The 14,787-nt window shown below is 66.7% G+C and carries 14 protein-coding genes, 1 tRNA gene and 2 pseudogenes; 6 read left to right on the forward strand and 11 right to left on the reverse strand.

Going from position 1 to position 14,787, the window contains the following annotated elements:
- Positions 1–292: 292 nt before the first annotated feature.
- From A5646_RS28205 to A5646_RS16160, 9 genes and pseudogenes are all read right to left on the reverse strand, one after another.
- Positions 293–790 (reverse strand): annotated as a pseudogene (locus A5646_RS28205) (class II glutamine amidotransferase); the annotation flags it as partial.
- A 25-nt stretch (positions 791–815) separates the two neighbouring features.
- Positions 816–1,289, reverse strand: coding sequence for an SRPBCC family protein (locus A5646_RS16125; RefSeq protein ID WP_067022606.1), 474 nt, complete (start codon positions 1,287–1,289; stop codon positions 816–818).
- Positions 1,290–1,308: 19 nt separating this feature from the next.
- Positions 1,309–2,937, reverse strand: coding sequence for a fatty acid--CoA ligase (locus A5646_RS16130; RefSeq protein ID WP_067022609.1), 1,629 nt, complete (start codon positions 2,935–2,937; stop codon positions 1,309–1,311).
- Between the two features lie 228 nt (positions 2,938–3,165).
- On the reverse strand, positions 3,166–4,275 hold the full coding sequence (locus tag A5646_RS16135) for a WD40 repeat domain-containing protein (RefSeq protein ID WP_067022611.1): 1,110 nt from the start codon (positions 4,273–4,275) through the stop codon (positions 3,166–3,168).
- A gap of 391 nt (positions 4,276–4,666) precedes the next feature.
- Positions 4,667–5,437: a DUF427 domain-containing protein gene (locus A5646_RS16140; protein ID WP_067022614.1), complete on the reverse strand. Its 771-nt coding sequence runs from the start codon at positions 5,435–5,437 to the stop codon at positions 4,667–4,669.
- 7 nt (positions 5,438–5,444) lie between these two features.
- The gene (locus A5646_RS16145) at positions 5,445–5,717 is read right to left on the reverse strand and encodes a DUF6295 family protein (RefSeq protein WP_067022617.1); all 273 of its coding nucleotides are present in this window, start codon (positions 5,715–5,717) and stop codon (positions 5,445–5,447) included.
- 9 nt (positions 5,718–5,726) lie between these two features.
- On the reverse strand, positions 5,727–6,482 hold the full coding sequence (locus A5646_RS16150) for a dienelactone hydrolase family protein (protein ID WP_067022620.1): 756 nt from the start codon (positions 6,480–6,482) through the stop codon (positions 5,727–5,729).
- 124 nt (positions 6,483–6,606) lie between these two features.
- A complete protein-coding gene (locus A5646_RS16155; protein WP_066876607.1) occupies positions 6,607–7,413 on the reverse strand; it encodes a hypothetical protein in 807 nt (268 codons plus the stop codon).
- 151 nt (positions 7,414–7,564) lie between these two features.
- Positions 7,565–8,671: a helix-turn-helix transcriptional regulator gene (locus A5646_RS16160; RefSeq protein WP_067022622.1), complete on the reverse strand. Its 1,107-nt coding sequence runs from the start codon at positions 8,669–8,671 to the stop codon at positions 7,565–7,567.
- 295 nt (positions 8,672–8,966) lie between these two features.
- Here A5646_RS16160 and A5646_RS16165 point away from each other — a divergent pair, with 295 nt between their 5' ends.
- Together A5646_RS16165 and A5646_RS16170 are read left to right on the forward strand one after the other, a co-directional pair.
- Positions 8,967–9,248: a hypothetical protein gene (locus A5646_RS16165; RefSeq protein WP_067022625.1), complete on the forward strand. Its 282-nt coding sequence runs from the start codon at positions 8,967–8,969 to the stop codon at positions 9,246–9,248.
- A 94-nt stretch (positions 9,249–9,342) separates the two neighbouring features.
- Positions 9,343–9,735: a nuclear transport factor 2 family protein gene (locus A5646_RS16170; protein WP_067022628.1), complete on the forward strand. Its 393-nt coding sequence runs from the start codon at positions 9,343–9,345 to the stop codon at positions 9,733–9,735.
- A gap of 105 nt (positions 9,736–9,840) precedes the next feature.
- Here the strand turns inward: A5646_RS16170 and A5646_RS16175 are convergent.
- Positions 9,841–9,914 (reverse strand) — tRNA-Leu (locus A5646_RS16175).
- A gap of 30 nt (positions 9,915–9,944) precedes the next feature.
- Positions 9,945–11,171 (reverse strand): bifunctional 2-polyprenyl-6-hydroxyphenol methylase/3-demethylubiquinol 3-O-methyltransferase UbiG, encoded by a 1,227-nt coding sequence (locus A5646_RS16180; protein WP_067022630.1) that lies wholly within the window; start codon positions 11,169–11,171, stop codon positions 9,945–9,947.
- A gap of 184 nt (positions 11,172–11,355) precedes the next feature.
- Between A5646_RS16180 and A5646_RS16185 the strand changes: the two genes are divergently transcribed.
- The 4 genes and pseudogenes from A5646_RS16185 to A5646_RS28210 form a co-directional block, all read left to right on the forward strand.
- On the forward strand, positions 11,356–11,685 hold the full coding sequence (locus tag A5646_RS16185; RefSeq protein ID WP_066876612.1) for a DUF732 domain-containing protein: 330 nt from the start codon (positions 11,356–11,358) through the stop codon (positions 11,683–11,685).
- 741 nt (positions 11,686–12,426) lie between these two features.
- Entirely contained in the window at positions 12,427–13,323 is an 897-nt protein-coding gene (locus tag A5646_RS16190; RefSeq protein ID WP_066860520.1) for a PE domain-containing protein, read from the forward strand.
- 57 nt (positions 13,324–13,380) lie between these two features.
- Positions 13,381–14,556, forward strand: a complete 1,176-nt coding sequence (locus tag A5646_RS16195; RefSeq protein WP_067022633.1) for a PPE domain-containing protein — start codon at positions 13,381–13,383, stop codon at positions 14,554–14,556.
- Positions 14,557–14,714: 158 nt separating this feature from the next.
- Positions 14,715–14,787 (forward strand): annotated as a pseudogene (locus A5646_RS28210) (WXG100 family type VII secretion target); the annotation flags it as partial.

Here is a 14,787-nt window from a genome sequence, read left to right on the forward strand (position 1 = left end):
CGCGTTGATCACCGCGTCGATCCGGGCCCGCGACGGCGACATCACCGCCGGCCTCACCGACGCCATGCGATGGCTCGCCGACCACGTTCCCATCTACGCGGTCAACGTGTTGCTGAGCACGGCCACCGACATGTGGGCGCTGCGCTACCCCGAAACCCATCAGCTCTACATTCTGGATCGATCCGACGAGGCGGCGTCGCATGACGCGGAATTCGACTTGTGCACCAAGCGGATTCACGCCCGGTCGGAGCATCTGTGTGAGCGGTCGTCGGTGGTGTTCGCCACCGAGGTGATGGACGACGAGCCATCGCATGGCGTCGGTGAGGCCGGCGGTGATGTCGCCGTCGCGGGCCCGGATCGACGCGGTGATCAACGCGAAGACCCGCTCGGAATCGGTGTCCCCCAACACCAAATCCTCGGTGCCGACCTCACGCAGCCGCTCGTCGAGGATGTCTAATCCTTCGAGGACGCCGTTGTGCGCGAAGATCCGCCCGTCCTGCAGGAAGGGGTGGGTGTTGTGGATGTCGAGCGAGCCGGTGGTCGCGTATCGGACATGGGCGATGACGGTCGTGCCGGTCATCCGGTGTGCCTCGGTCGCGAATGTGGCATCTTGCCAGGCCGCTATCGGCTCCTTGTACAGGTGCGGCCGGCCGTGTTCGTCGAAGACGCCCAGCCCGGTGCCGTCCGGATTCCTCCTGCTCTGCTGGGCCAGGCTGTCCGGGGCGTCCAGCAGCCAGAAGGTCGCGGTACACGCGTGCGTCCCGGCGTGCAGGCCAAAGAGTCGGCACATGGCTCCCCACGGTAGCGGTCGCGGGTCACGCCGTCAGCAAGGTCGACAGGTGACGCAGCGCCCGGCGCGCGTAGCCCTTCCACAGGCCGCCCAGCACCGGCAGGGCGCGGGCCGTCAGCGGCGAGCGCGGGCGGATGTCCCAGCGCCAGGTGATCTCGGTGCCGCCCGGGGCGGGGGCGAAGACCCATTCGCCGAGGATGTGGTCGACCAGCAGCGCCATCGGGCCGGTGATCTCCGAGAGCCGGTAGCCGAACGAGCGCGGCGGATCGACACTGGTCAGTTCCTCGCGCATGCGGGCACCACCGGCCAGGTGCACGATGCGCGTTTGGCCCGCGGCATCCCAGGCGCCGGTCTGCTCGCGCACCTCCTTGATCGGCGGGAACGGCCCATACCAGCGGTGAAACAGCGCCGGGAGCGCGATGGGCAGCGTGCGGTGAAATGCGTCTGCGACCGCGACCGGGGCGACCACGGACTGATCAACAACGAGCGAATCTGGCACCGGTGTAACGCCTTTCAGCTCAGTCGTGGGCCTCGACCACCTGGTATCCGTCTTCGGCGTACCGCGACCGGATGGTCTTCTTGTCGTACTTGCCGACGCTGGTACGCGGAATCTCGTCGACGAAGGTCCACCGCTCGGGCAGCCACCATCGAACGACCTTGTCGGCGAGGAACTTTCGCAGCTGTCCGGCGCTCACCGAGGAGCCGTCCTTGGCCACGATCACGGCGAGCGGCCGCTCCTCCCAGCGCTCGTCGGGAACCCCGACCACCGCGGCCTCGACCACATCCGGGTGGCCGATCAAGAGGTTCTCCAACTCCACCGAGGAGATCCATTCGCCGCCGGATTTGATGACGTCCTTGGCGCGGTCGGTCAGAGTGACGAAGCCGCGTTCGTCGATGCGGCCGACGTCGCCGGTGCGCAGCCAGCCGGAGTCGAACTTCGACTCGTCGCGACCCAGGTAGTAGGCGCCGGCGATCCACGGTCCGCGCACCTCGACCTCGCCGACGGCGTTGCCGTCGTTGGGCAGCACCTGACCGTCGTCGTCGACGATGCGCATCTCGACGCCGCAGACCGGCTGGCCCTGCGTCCCGCGGAACGCCCAGTGCTGGTCCTCCGGGGTTCCCGGCGGCGGCCACGCCATGGTGGCCAGCGGCGACGTCTCCGTCATCCCCCACAGTTGCCGGATCTGCACGTTGTGTTTTTCCTCGAAGGTGCGCATCAGCGACACCGGGACGGCCGAGCCGCCGCAGACCACCAACCGCAGCGACGACATGTCGTGGTCGGGGTCGTCCTCGAGGTGATGCAGGACGGCGTTCCAGATGGTCGGCACCGCGCCCGTCACCGTGGGCCGCAGGTCCTCGACCATCCGGACCAGCGACCGGGGGTCCAGGTGGCAATCGGGCAACACCAGGTCGGCACCGGCCATCAGCGCGGCGTAGGGCAGCCCCCAGGCGTTCGCGTGGAACATCGGCACGATGGGCAGCACGCTGTCGGTGGCCCCGACCCCGATGCCATTGGTGGTACACGCGCCCATGGTGTGCAGGAAGCTCGAACGGTGGCTGTAGACAACACCTTTCGGGTTGCCGGTGGTGCCGCTCGTGTAGCACATCGCGGCCGCGGAGTTCTCGTCGATGTGCGGCCAGTCGAACTCGGTGGGCTCGCCGTCAAGGACGTCGGCGTAGCGCAGCACGGTCTTGCCGGCCCCCTGCAGCGGCTCGGTGTCGTCACCGACCACGATCACCGTGTGCACGGTCTCGAGGTCGGGCAGCACGGGCGCGAGCAGTTTGACCAGTGACGCGTCGACCAGCACCACTTGGTCTTCGGCCTCGTTGGCGACGAAGGCGATCTGCTCGGGGAACAGGCGAATGTTGAGGGTGTGCAGGACGGCGCCCATCGACGGCAACGCGAGGTATGCGGTGAGGTGTTCGGCGTTGTTCCACATGAACGTGCCCACCCGCTGGTCACCGGTGATACCGAGGCGGCGTAGTCCATTCGCCAGTTGCGCGGCCTGCTGACCCAGTTCCCGATACGTCGTGCGCCGGTATCCGTCGCCGGTGAAGGTGGTGACGGTGCGTTCCCCGTGCACGGTGCAGCCGTGCCGCATGATCGCGGTGATCGTCAACGGAAAGTCCTGCATGGTGCCGTCCATTGATCTACCGCCCTTACTCTCAGCGCAGCACCGCCCGTGTCGGCGACCGCCTCTTACCCTAAGCCCGAATTCAGGGTGAGTGGCGGCATCTACCGGGCCGAAACGACCCCGATCGAGCGTGCAACCAAGGCTTTGAGTGTGAACGCTGGGCGGCGACACGCCGACAAACCCCGACGAGGATTCACACTCGGCGCCGAGGATTCACAGACGCACAGGACCCCGGTGATGCTAGGCCAGCACCGGCTCCCACTCCGGCAGCTCGGGCCACCAGCCGGCGATGGACAGGTCCCGCTCGCCGGCGCGCGGCAGCGGTGTGGGCGAGGCGATGCGCGCCGCGGTCACCACGCCGGAGTAGTCGGCGACGTAGAGATGGCCGCCGTCGGGGCTTTCCACCACGCAGGACGGGTGGTGGGACACCTTGACCTCGCCGACGACCTCTTGGCGATGGGTGCTCAGCACCGTGATGCGGTCATCGCTGACCAGGTAGGCGCGCGCGCCGTCGCGACTCAGCGTCATCCTGGTGAGCGGGCCGGTGATCTCGGGCACCTTGTGGGTGCCGACGATCTCGGTGGCCCGGGTGTCGACCACGTCGAGCACCGCGCCCGCGACGGGATCGCAGCTCGCCACGTACGCCGTGGCGCCGTCGTCGCTCAGCGCCACGTCGCGCACGGGCAGACCAAGGTCGATGACGCCGACGATGCGCGACCGGCCGCCGACCCGGCGGTTGTCGGAGCGCGTCCGGGTCTCGATCATGGCGAGGCTGCCGCCGGTCGGCCCGTTCATGCCGACGTACAGGCGCCGGCCGTCGGCGCTGACCCGCACGCATTCGGTGGTGGTACCGGTTTCGGCCGCCAGCTCGATCACCTCGAGCTCACCGGTGGTGGTGTCCAGCACCGTCACGTCGGCGCCGCGAACCGCGTTTCGGCTGGCGTACAGGTACCTGCCGTCCGGGCTCACCGTCAGGCCGCTCACGCTGTGCGCGAGCCGGTGCGTGGCGATGCGCCAGTTGGTGACGACGTCGATGACTTCGATCGCGTCATAGCCGGCGGTCGCCGTGCTGACGTAGGCGTAGTTGGCGTCCGCGCCGTTCATCGCGACCGCGAAGGGCTCGGCCAGGCCGGTGACGGTGCTCGAGACGCGGCAGGTCTTGGCGTCGACGACCGACACCATGTCGCGGCCGTAGTTCGTGACGACCAGCCGGCGCCCGTCGGGGCTGATGTCGATATCGCTGATCGGGCCGTTGTGCAGTGGGACTCGGATCACCGAGGTGGTGTCCAGCTCGAAGGCTCGCCCGTCTCGTTCGTGGTGCGCGGCTGTAGGGCCGTTCACATCGTTCACGCTTGATACCGCCTTTGCTGTGGTTGTCGGCTCTAGTGGTCGAGTGTCGACGCCGCCGAGATGTTCGCGGCGATCCGACCATCGGATCCACCGGCTTTCAGCACCGAAAGGCACTGACGAGACTGGTTTTCGGTAGTCTACTGGCCGCACATCGCCGCAAAGCAGATCAGGAATGCTCGACGTTAGCTACGTCACTGTTCGCACTCAGGTTCTGCTCAGACTTCCAATCACGCTGTACCGCAGACGCTTACCCGTAGCGAAAGTGAGGCAAACCCGCTTCCGGCGGATTTCACCCGGGCCGCTAACCGCCCATGTGAACGGGCCTACGGCGAATTAGTAAGGAATTCTCAGGCTTGGGTGGCGAGGAGGGAAAGATCACACCTTGCCCCGACTAGCTGAACTGCGTCTGCGGGCGAGCCAATCTGGCGCCGTCGACGGTGATGTCGAGTTTTTCGTTGTAGAACGCGATCAGACCGGCGATCTGCCCCACCGCCGGCAGCGGATAGTGGTAGGTCCACGCCAAGTCCTCGTGCAGGGCGTCGCCCACCCGTACCGACCAATAGCCCGACGTCACTCCCTTGTAGGGGCACAGTGTCTGCGTCGCGCTGGGTTCCAGGTGCTCGAAGGCCACATCGGTCGGATCGATGTAATACCTTGTGGGCAAACCGGTTTCGAACAGTAAAACGGGAGAAGTGGTGTCTGCCAACGCAATTCCGTCGAGTTCGAACCGCACGTGGCGGTGCGAGCGTAAGGCGTCGACGCGTGCGTACGGGTTGCGCGGGTGACCGTAGATCGGCTCGTCTTCTTCGAACCAGCGCAACGGATTCCATTCGAAGCGAACGGTACCGGCCAACGCGCCGCCGCCGTCGGCGTCGAACACCCGCGCGGCGGACTTGTGCGTCTGGCCGGCGCCCACCAGTGAGTACAGCCGGGACGGGCCGAATTGCACCTTCTGGGCGTGGTTTTCGTCGCGCAGGAACTCGGTGCGGACGTCGGCGAGCGGGATGTAGTACTGCGGGTAGTAAGGGACCTCCCACACGTACCGGGCGCCGGTGGTGTCGAAGACCAGCGCATCGCCGAGGTAACCGCGAACGCGCCGCGGGGCGGGTTCGATCCGGCCGCGGGCGGCAGCCATGTCGGGGTAGTCGCGTCCGGCGCTCATCGCTGACCTACTGGTCCTTGGAGGCCAGCCCGGCCGGTGCGTGGCCGATCGCTTTGTGGATGGCGTCGGCCAGCGCCAGCGCGCTCTCCTCGGTCAATTCCAGGGCCACCCGCGCCGACGGGCCGAGCTTCGGGTTGATCACGTCGATGTTGACAGTGTGGCCGTAAGGCGCGTGGACGGGATGGTCGACGTATACCGTGGCGCGGCTGGCCCCGAACCATCCCGTTGCGCCCTTGCCGCTGCCGTCGATCTCGACGTGTTCGGTGAGATAGGTGCACATGGCAGACGCCTAGCCTTCCAGGTAGGTGGCGAAGAACTCATCGATGCGCCGCCAGCCGTCCAGCGCGGCCTCCGGCCGGTACGCCGGACGGTCGACGGAGAAGAACGAATGGCCCGCACCCTCATAAGAGTGGAACTCGTGCGGCTTGCCGAGCTGGGTGAGTTCGGCGTCCAGGGTGGCGACGGCGGCGGGCGCCGGGAACCGGTCGTCGAGGCCGAACAGGCCCAGCAGCGGACAGCTGAGGTTGCCGGCCAGGTCAAGGATCGGCTTCATGGCCTTGGGCATGCCCTCGGGCGGGTCCTCGACGATGAACGCGCCGTAGCAGTCCACCGCCGCATCGAACGGCAGTGAGCAGGCGGCCAGGTAGGCGTGCCGTCCGCCCGAACAGTGCCCGATGACGCCGAACTTGTCGTTGGCGCCCGGCAGCGATCGCAGGTGCTCCACCGCGCCCGCGACGTCGCCGACCAATCGTTCGTCGGGCACCCCGCCCGCGGCCCGCGCCGCGGCGGCCGCGTCGTCGGGCGCGGCACCCGGGGCCTCCCGCGAGTAGAGGTTGGGCGCGACGGCGTTGTAGCCGCTGACGGCGAGCCGGCGGACGAACTCCTTGGTTTCGCGGTCGTATCCGGGCATGTGGTGGATCCACACGACGCCACCCCGCGATCCCTGCGCGAGCGGCACCGCCTGGTAGGCCTCGATCTCGTCGCCGCCGTGGCCGGTGATGGTGATGGTTTCCGCGCGCATGGCGTCCGCGCTGGGTGCGTTCATCGCGACTCCCTTTCTCCGCTCCGGCGGAGAACCCGTCATGGGGTGCCCTTGGCCGGATGCGGAGCGCGTGCCGCGGTTCGGGCCGCTCCGCCGAGAACCAACGTAGCCCAACCGCGGTGGGCGTTCAGTGCCGCTTGTCGCGCACCTTGTAGGTCGAGGGCCACGACTTGCGGGACTCGTCTCCGGTCAACGGGGTGCCCATCCCGCCGACCTTGACGGCGTAGGCCTCCTTGCCCGGGCCCACCTCGCGGTTGGCGTGCTCCTGGGCGAGGAAGTAGAGCTCGTCGATGGTGGCTTCGTCATAGGCGACGAACGAGGTTTCCCGTGCGACGTCGTCGATCCCGACCAGCATCCGGTCGGGCAGCAGTCGCGACGCCACCGCCGTGAGCCCCAGCAGCCCGAAGGGAATGATCCAGTAGCACAGGAAGAACAGCGGGGTCTTCGTGTCCAGCATCAGGGCGGCGGTGGTGCCGGCCGGGCCCGCGGGGCCTGCCAGGATCGACGGGAGCGCCGAGGACACCGTCATCGCGGCGAACGTCGCCACCCAGAGCCAGCTGAGGATCTTGACGATCCGGCCGAACAGCTCGGTTTTGATGATGTCGGGGGCCTGTTCGGCGGCGGCGAACTCGGCCACGAACGGCTTGCCGACCAGCACCCCGGTCAGCGTCACCAGGAAGATCCCGGCATTGCTCAGCGGCAGTATCCACCGCTGCAGGAACGACTCACTGAGCGCGAAGGTCAGCGCGGCGAGGACCAAAAGCACTGCGACGGAAGCGAAGTCAAAGAACTGCCACTTCCGCCCGGCCACGCCGCCGGCGCCCAGGCTGACAGCGGCGATCGCCAGCGCGACCAGCACGGCCGCCGCGAACGGGACGTTACCGACGAGTACCCAATACACGATCCACGGCGCGAGGCCGAACAGCATGCCCATGCTGGGTCAGTGTATGAGTGGCGGTTTGCGGCGTCGTCGGCGGCAGGCCCAAAACCTTGGTCCGCGATCGGCGGACCTGAGGGGACAGGGCGTGAGTCAAACGTCCTTGTTGGCGGCCAAATACGGTCGGGTGCACAGCGGGCCCGCGTGACTACGGACGTAGCACGAGTAGAAGGCGGACCAGCTGAGCTTGGCGGTGCGTGTCGGTTTTGTCGAAGACATGTTGCAGATGAGTGCGAACCGTCGTCACTGAGACCGACAGCTCCTGTGAAATTTCCTTCAAGCCCGCGCCATGCGCGATGCGCAAGGCAACGTCTGCCTCGGCATCGGTGAGGCGGTAGAGCCGCCGCAACAACACCGCAGGGGGTTCAGGCTCGTCCTCGGGGTCGATGATGAGAACCAAGGCCTTTGGCTTCCTCAGTGGCCCATCGGCATCACGGCAGTGGGATGGCAGCACATGGACGACATACGGCCGCTTACCGGAGGGGCGAATAGAGATGAGCGACCGCTCCGCCCGAATGGTGGAGCATCCGCCTCGAAGCGCGTCGTCTATGGCGCGATGCAGCTCTCGTTCAGTGTGCGCGCTCGTCGCAGCGATGCATCCCGACCGCATGCAAAACCCATCTCCGGCGCGGAAAATCCGTTCCGCAGCCGAATTCATTTCTTTAACTAAGTGTTCGCGGGAGACGACGACGACGATTCCGTGCCGGACAACCTCCAGTGCGTCCGCCAGCTCCGCAGTGGTGTGGCTAAGAGCGGCAAGCTTGTTTTGTGTGCGCACGGCCTGTTGCAGGTGTGGAACCAGGCCCCTCATCAACTTCACACGGTCAAACGTGTCGAACGACTCGGTGCGTCTCGGTGCCCCGACGATGAAACACGTCGGTGTGGGCCCACCCGTCAGCCGGACGAACATCCCGTCGCCAAGTTCGAGGGGATGCAACCACTCTTCGTAGAACTCCGACTTCGACACGAGCGGCATCAACTCCGTCCCCGTCCGTACCGCGGCGACCGGGCCTCGCCCGACGGCGGCAAGCACGTGATCGAAGCGGTGGTAGTACTCCACGTAGCTCTTGGCGGCGGCCGCGGGAAGGGTCGAATCGAGAACGGACCAGACCGTACTGTCTGCCAAAAACAACCCGCTGGCTGTCCCGTCCAGCGCGCGGCGAATCGAACCCAAGGCCGCCTCCCAGCGATCAGGAGTGACCGCCGCAGCGTAGATGCCAGCTATCAGGCGGGAGAAATCCTCGACAGTAACCACGGCCGGGGCTTCGATTCACCGGTTGGTATCCGCATCGATTCGCCTTCCTCGCTGTATACCTCCCGCAGGCTTCAGCAAAGGATAGTCGGATCCCGTTCAGATCGAAATGTCATCCATATAGATGAGGTGTTTGCCCACCTCATGATGCTTCCCTTGAAGTGTTCGATCCCTGTGACTCCCAGTCGGAGCCAGCAATCACCAGAAGGCATCCGCCATGTTGCACCTACTACCCAAGTCGCACTCCCCAGCCGGTCGGTCGGCGCTCGATGTCGAGCCAGCTCCGGCCGCGACGGGCATGCCGATCGACCGCCCGGATACCGGTCAAGCGACCACCGACGCCGCCCGAAACGCCGCGTCACCGGTTGTGATCAGCGAATCGGAGGTCTTGTTCAACACCGCAGTGGCCGCCGCAGCGGTGTCGCCGGCAATGATTCATCGTCACTGGTCTCGTGCAGCTTTCATATCAGCCATCGGCCATATCCACTTCAGACTGCCCGAGCCGCGGCCTGTCTATCCGCGGCGTTACAGCAGCTATTTCGAGGATGGACGGATGTCTCGCATGATGGAGCACCTCTGACCAGGCGATGCGCGCTCTAGCGCGTTTCAGTCGGACGCTGGACCGGCCATGTCGGTCACGGCCGAAACATCGGACTATCACGAAAGGCAACGGAATGTCAGAGCACGAACAGAACATGAAGCTGATCAAGAAGGGCTACGAAGCCTTCAACGCTGGTGACGGCGACACGGTGATGAGCCTGTTCGATGACAACGTCGAGTGGATCCAACCGGGCGACAGCGCCATCAGCGGCACCTACCACGGCAAGCAGGAAATAGCAGAGCTGCTGGCCAAGATGAGTGAGAAGCAAGCTTCTGTCACGAGCGAGCGCATGCTCGCGGACGGCGACTTGGTAATCATGCTCGGCCAAACCACCGTGGCCGGCGAAACCACTGACGCTGCAACGGTATTCACGGTGCGCGACGGTCGCACCGTACGGGTGCAGGCATACGGCGACACCGCGGCGCTGGAGCGCATCTTCGGCAAGAAGGTGGCGGCGACAGCCTGATCACCCGTCCCAGGCCTACTCTCCGACGAAGCAGCGGCCCGTGACCCGCTCGGGGGCGGGCCGACTGCTCTGGGTAATGGACAGCGACGTCCAGCCAATTTTTAGTGCCCCCAGTCGGACTCGAACCGACACTGGGCGGATTTTAAGTCCGCTGCCTCTGCCAATTGGGCTATGGGGGCCCGTCGCGAATGTAGCCGACCGGGGACCGGCTATCCGGCCGGGTCGGCGTTCAGCGCCATGGCCAGAAAGTCCAACCGCCATAACCCGTGGAACAGCTTGTGGCCGAAATCTCGCAGCAGAGCCCGGTGCTCATCGGGGACGGCACCCGCGCGTCCCACGGATTCGATGATCTCGGCGATAGTACGGCGGCCGTCGACGTGTTGCACGAAGGGCAACTGGGCCGGGTTGAGCTTTTGCTTGCCGCCCGGCCAATGGATTTCGTCGCCGGACAACAGGCACGCCGTGCGCAGCAGCGGTACGTAATCGAATGAGGCCGGTGACGCGAAATCGATCGTGTACTGCTCCGTGGGGCGCTCGGGGAGGCAGGCCAGAAAGAAATGGGTGGCGTTCGCCGGCTGCAGGCGCTCCATCACGGACCACAGTTCGGCCTCGGGCAATTGGCCAAGCGCAGATTGGAATCCGCTTGCCGGCGTGAGCATCTCGTGCGAGTAGTACGGCGACTTGTGAAACCATGACTGGAACGCGAGTCCGGCGGCGGCGACCAGGTCGAGGCATTCCGCAACGGTGTAGCTGCGCGCCCGGGGATGCAGGAAGGTATCGACCAGGGCGCCGTCGGAGACCAGGTCGTGGGCCGCCTTGAGATAGCCGCGCACCGGGTGGTCGGCCGGCAACATCGCGATGGCCTCTTTGACCAGTTGGACCGACGCGTCGTCCTGCGCCAGCTTGAGGTCGCGAAACACCGATTCGAGCATTTCGACGCCGATCCGGCCGTACTTGGCGTACAGCATGACCGCAAGCGCCCCGTCGCGGCGCAGGCACGCGCCCAGCGCAGTGAGCCCGGCCAGCGGGTCGGCCATGTGGTGCAGGACTCCGCTGGAAACGATCAGGTCGAAGTCGCGCCCGAGCGCCGACACCTCTTCGATCGGCAGCAGGTGCAGCTCCAAGTTCTGCAGCCCGTGCTTGTCCTTGAGCCGGTTGTGCTGGTTCAGCGCATTCTGGCTGACGTCGATCCCGACCACCGTCGCGCCGGGATTTTTGAAAGCGAACAGGGCGGCCTGGAAGGTGCCGCAACCCGCGATCAGGATGTCGAGGTCCGGCTTGTAGTCGCGGTCCGGCCACAACACCCGGTGAGCCCAGAACGGATCGAACCAATCCCAGTGGCTTTCGCACCACGCCGCGAGGTCGGCCACCGGGGGCGGATACTCCCACCGATCGTATTGGCGGGAGACGGCGTCACCCCGCGGATCGTCGGTCACTACGGCGCTGGCTCCTTCGCAACGGGCGGGTTTTGCTGCCTTGTTTGGCGGTGGCGACCAACTTACAAGCCTTCGCCGATATCCGGGCGAGGAGAAACGCCTGGTTAACTCGTCGAGACAGATTTGCCGGACGCAATTAGGATTCGATTCCTGCACGCACGAATTGGCCCGGAGGAGTCGACGAGTGAAAATCACGGCACGGTGGGCCGCGCCGGTCGCTATCGCGGCCGCCGGCGTCGTCGGCATGGTCGCCGCGCCGATCGCGAGTGCCGACCCCGCGGATGACCAGTACCTGCAGACGCTGCATTTGCGCGGACTCAGCTGGGCGGATGGCGCCGACCAATCGATGATCAATGTCGGGCATGCCGTGTGCACGGACTTCGATGGCGGGGACACCGCGGCTCAGACCATCGGCGATGTGAAGAAGTCGCTCGGGTTGAGCAACGGCGGCGCCAACATCATCGTCGGAGCGGCGGTCGCGGCGTACTGCCCGCAAAACCGCAGCAAATTGTAGGGGCCACCAACAGCGGCGGCGGCACCGTCGTCGTGCTGCCGCTGCCGCTGTTGGCGACCACCCACTGCCCGGAATTTCCGGAGCCTGGTCTCTCACTCCGCCTCGCCGCTCGCGGGTTTGCTACCTGACACCGGGAGCCACACCACCTAACCGCCGGGAGCAAAGGTCCGCGGTCCGCGCGACGGCCATGGCGTCGTGTGCGTCACAGCGGGCCCGGCGGCACGCAATTCGGGCACCCAGCGCAAGCTCTGGCCAGTTTGCGTGACACCGCCGCGCGCTGGCGCGGCCAGAACCGCAATTCGGGTCGATTGGACTCGCCCGGAATTCCGGCCACGGTCGAACGTCAACGGGCGCTTGGGGATTTGGCACGTCTGCGGCCGAACGTCGAGCCGCCGGGGCGCCGATACACGCCAGCGACCCGTCGGCGCTGCCGCCGGACCGCCATTTGCCACATGTCTAACGTGCGGCTCGGACGGCCGTCCGCTAGGATCCGCGCGCCGCGCGCGGTTTCCTGTTGCGCCGCCCGAGCTCAGATGACGTCCCGGTATCGCCCGACAGAAGCTTGTTAAAACTACGACACTCGGCGTTAAGAAGCCGTAAACGGCTGTCACGTGTGCCTTTTCGGCGGGAACGTGGGGTCGGTGGATAGCTAGCCTTTCCCCAACGCACAGGGGACGTGGCGTAAACACACAGGCCGGCTCGCCGTAGGGGGTCGGTCCGTTCCAACACTAGGAGCAACGGATGTCATTTCTGACGACACAAACCGAAGAGATGTTAGCCGCGCAGCAGCTGCTCAGCGGGATCAACACCAACCTGGCAGCGCAGAACGCGGGCGCGGCGTCGGCGACCACCGTGCTTGCTCCCGCGGCGGCCGATCCGGTCTCGGCCCAGCAGGCAGCAATCTTCTCGGCGTACGGCACCCAGTACCAGACCGTCGCCGCCGAGGCGCAGGCGCTGCTGGAGCAGTACTCGCAAACGCTGGGCATCAGCTCCAATGCCTACGGCGACACCGAGGCCGTCAACGCGAGCCAGGCCACGATGCAAGCTCTGGACGCCCCCGTCAGCGCCGCCGCGGCCACTCCGTCGAACACCCCCCTCGACTTCCTTTCCTGGCTGCTCGGTAGCACCGGAAACGGCACCAACCCGAACATGCTCGGCGGGATCTTCGGCCTGTCGAGTAACGGCGCCAACATCTTGAACATCGGTGCTGGCAACTGGGCCTCGGCCGCGTCCAACCTGATCGGGCTCGCCGGTGGTGGTCTGCTCGACACATCCGCCGACGCCGCGGGCGCCGGACTGGCCTCGGATGTTGCCGCCTCGCCGGGGCTCGGCGCCACCACCGTCGCGGCAGGCGGCGCGGGCGGCATGAGCGCGATGCCGGTGGCCTCGATGGGCTCGGCGACCATGGTCAGCAACCTCGCGGTGCCGCCGAGCTGGGCCGGCGCGTCGGCACCGGTGGCCACGCCGGTCAGCGCGATCCAAACGGCGGGCTGGACCGCCGCCGCGCCGCAGGCGGGCGCGGGCACGGTCATCCCCGGCATGCCGGGAATGGCCTCGGCGGCGCGCAGCAGCGCCGGCTTCGGTGCGCCGCGTTACGGCGTGAAGCCGATCGTCATGCCGAAGCCGACGGCCGTCTAAGCAGCGGTCACCCCCAGACGTCGCATTCGAACAGACAAAATAAGGAGCGGGACAAAAATGGTTCTAAGTTTTGCGGCAATACCCCCGGAGATCACCTCCTCGCTCATCTACTCCGGTGCGGGCGCCGCGCCTTTGATGGCCGCCGCGACGGCCTACGCCAACCTGGCCGCCGAGATCAGCACCACGGCGACCCAGTGGGAGTCGATCATTTCGCTGCTCACCAGCGAGCAGTGGACGGGTGGGGGCTCGGCGGCGGCCGCGGCGGCGGCCCAGCCCATCGTCACCTACCTGACCGAGACGGCGTCGACGCTCGAGCAGGCGAGTGCCCAGGCCACGGCGTCCGCGGCGGCGTTCGAGGCGGTGTTCGCGGCTGTGGTGCCGCCGCCGGTGATCGCCACCAACAGGGCCACCCAGGCGGCGCTCGTCGCCTCCAATGTGCTGGGCCAGAACACGCCCGCGATCGTGGCGCTCGACACCCTGTACGCCGAGTACTGGGCCCAGGACGCCGCCGCCATGGCCGCGTATCAGGCGGCATCGGCCGCGGCCGGGGTGCTCACGCCGGTGACGCCGCTGACCTCGACCACCGACCCGGCGGCCGCCGCAACCGTGGACAACGCCGCCCTCGCGGGTGACGCGGCGGGCGGCACGGTCCAGGCGTTGGATGCTCCCATCTCCAGTGCGGCGACCCTGGCGGCGCCGACACTGCCGTTCACAACCGACGGGCTCCTGGGTTCGATCGACAACTTCCTCGGCACACCTTCTGTCCTCAACGCCATCAACGGCGCGGTCAACACCGCGGCCTGGTTCACGATGATCACCATCCCGACGGCGGTGTCGCTGGGCCACACCCTGGGTACCGTGCCGGCCATCGCCGTCGGCGACGTGGCGCCCGACGGTGTTGCGGGCATCACCGAGGGCACCATCGTCAACTCGGTGAGGCCGGTGGGTGGCTTGGGCGCCGCGACATCGGCGGCCGTCGGGGAGGCCTCCATGGTCGGCCGCCTGTCGGTGCCGCCCGGTTGGTCTGCGGCTGCCCCGGCGACGCAACTGGTTTCGGCGACCGCCCCGCTCGAGGGCTCGGGTTGGACCGTCGCGTCCGAGGCGGCCGAGCCGGTCAGCGCGATGCCCGGCATGCCCGGAATGGCAGCGGCGGCAAAGGGTGCCGGCGCGTACGGGTCCGGCCCGCGGTACGGCTTCAAGCCGATCGTCATGCCCAAGCAGGTCGTCGTCTAGAAGGTCCGGTGATATGGGAAGAAGGGGGTACATGTCACCCAATTGAGGCGAGCAATTAACCGGCAGGCCGTAACCTGTTTACAACTCGGCCACCACTGCATCAAATACAACTGTTAAGACTTCGGCGAACTGAAGCTTCAAGATAGGAGACAGTCGACATGGCAACACGTTTTATGACCGACCCGCACGAGATGCGGGCGATGGCGGGCCGCTTCGAGGTGCACGCCCAGA

This window comes from Mycobacterium sp. 1245499.0 (assembly GCF_001673615.1).
Lineage (GTDB): Bacteria > Actinomycetota > Actinomycetes > Mycobacteriales > Mycobacteriaceae > Mycobacterium > Mycobacterium europaeum_A.